The sequence below is a fragment of the Clostridium sp. genome, assembly GCF_051656525.1.
Classification (GTDB): Bacteria; Bacillota; Clostridia; order Clostridiales; family Clostridiaceae; genus Clostridium.
Genome location: NZ_JBOGCC010000172.1, coordinates 1 through 1,827 on the forward strand (window position 1 = coordinate 1; position 1,827 = coordinate 1,827).

The following is a 1,827-nucleotide window of genomic DNA, read 5'->3' on the forward strand; positions in this document are numbered from 1 at the left end:
CTATGGAAGTACTAGGTCAACAAGGTAACTGGACAGAAGTTAACTACAATGGAACAACTGGATGGGCTTATACTGAATTTCTTAACATCAACTAAAATTCAATAAGCTTAATATATAAAAGCTGTAGGAATATATTCCCACAGCTTTTATCTTTGAAAATCTTTAAATCATTATTTTTCACTAAGCATTTTTTTGTTAAATTTATTTAAAATTGCTGTTAATGCTAAAACATCTTCTAAGCTCTCCCCTGAGCTTAATAAATTATAAAAATCACTTAAAATTAAATTTATATTATCAATATAACATTTTCCTTTTTCCGTTAAGTAAACATTGAAAAACCTTTTATTCCCCTCATTTTTAACTCTTTTTATCAAACCCTTTTTTTCTAAAGACTGTGCTATTCTTGTTGCAGCTGCTTTATCAATTTTAAGATTTCTAATAAGTTTATCCTGAGGAATAGAATCCTCATTTACTACTTCCTTTAAATAGGAAAACTCTGAATTAGTTATATCTAAATCTATAAGTTTATTAGAAATATAATTTGAATAATTTTTTCTAAAAGAACTTATACTTCTTATTAAATCTAAAGCTTCTAAATTTTTCAAAATAATACCTCCCCTCTCTAGGATATCTAAATTATATTCTTTATTTAAGTATAAATAGAATTATAAATTTTATCAATTACATAAAAGCAACGGTTGACTTATCAACTATAAAGTTGTAATATTATAGTTGACAAGTCAACTGTAAAGAAAGGATGATTTTATGAAACTAATAAATAAAATTGCAATATTGTCAATATCATTTTTAACCCTAATAGCTACTATAGCTATATCACCATCACTTACTGGAATACAAAGTTCTTTTATTGGAACTCCTAAAATTCTAATTCAATTTGTAGTAACATTACCAGCTCTTATTTGTATTCCTGTAAATTTAGTTAGTAATATTTTTCTCAAAAAAATTTCCAGAAAAAATTTAGCCATTATTGGAATAATAATTTATTTAATAGGTGGTCTACTATCAATATTAGCACCTAATATCTATGTTTTATTATTGACTAGAGCTATTTTAGGTATTGGTCTTGGAATTCTAGCTCCTCTCTGTTTTATCATTATAGGCGATTTCTTCACTGGTACTGAAAAAGCTAAATTCACTGGATTATCCTCTGCTACTACTAATCTTGGTGGAATCATTTCAACATTAATAGTAGGTTATTTAACTTCTTTTGGTTGGAGATTCTCCTTTGCTATTTACTTAATTTCTATTATTCCTTTAATTTTAGTAATGTTCTTTTTACCTTGTGATAATAAGAAAACTGAATTTTTAAATATAGAAAAAGAAAGTTTAATAGAAATCAAACAAGAAATCAAACAAGAAATCAAATTAAATAAAAGTATTTTTAAATATGTAATAATAATTTTATTAGCACTTATTGCTTTTTACTCATTACCAACAGGAATAGCATTTTTATTCAAAGCAAAACACATTGGTGGAGCAAGCTTAGCTTCTGAAATAATATCATTAAGTACCATAGCTTCATTAATATCTTCAGTGCTTTTCTCAAAATTATTTACAGTACTTAAACAACATATATCCATCATGGTGTTCGTTTTATTAACAATAGGATTTTTATTAATAGCTGTATCAAGCTCTATTTCATTAATTATAATAGGAACAATATTTATCGGAATAGGTTTTGGAAGTATTTTCCCTTATTCATTATTTTATGGTCCAAATATAGTGCATCCTAACCATGCTGCTTTATCAATCACTCTACTTTCAACTGGTGTTTATTTAGGTGAATTCATATCACCTGTAATATTA

At 25.9% G+C, this 1,827-nt stretch carries 3 protein-coding genes; 2 read left to right on the plus strand and 1 reads right to left on the minus strand.

Features of this window, described 5'->3' with window-relative positions:
- Nucleotides 1-2: 2 nt before the first annotated feature.
- On the plus strand, nucleotides 3-95 hold the full coding sequence (locus ACRDDY_RS08720) for an SH3 domain-containing protein (RefSeq protein ID WP_438564568.1): 93 nt from the start codon (nucleotides 3-5) through the stop codon (nucleotides 93-95).
- 75 nt (nucleotides 96-170) lie between these two features.
- Here ACRDDY_RS08720 and ACRDDY_RS08725 read toward each other — a convergent pair whose 3' ends face one another.
- Complete coding sequence (locus tag ACRDDY_RS08725) at nucleotides 171-605, minus strand: MarR family winged helix-turn-helix transcriptional regulator (protein ID WP_438564566.1); 435 nt, start codon at nucleotides 603-605, stop codon at nucleotides 171-173.
- 160 nt (nucleotides 606-765) lie between these two features.
- Between ACRDDY_RS08725 and ACRDDY_RS08730 the strand changes: the two genes are divergently transcribed.
- The coding region (locus ACRDDY_RS08730; RefSeq protein ID WP_438564567.1) for an MFS transporter at nucleotides 766-1,827 on the plus strand (1,062 nt) is incomplete at its 3' end.

Coding starts and splice junctions, on each gene's coding strand:
- ACRDDY_RS08720 (WP_438564568.1), top strand. CDS start 3: ATGGAAGTACTAGGTCAACAAGGTAACTGGACAGAAGTTAACTACAAT.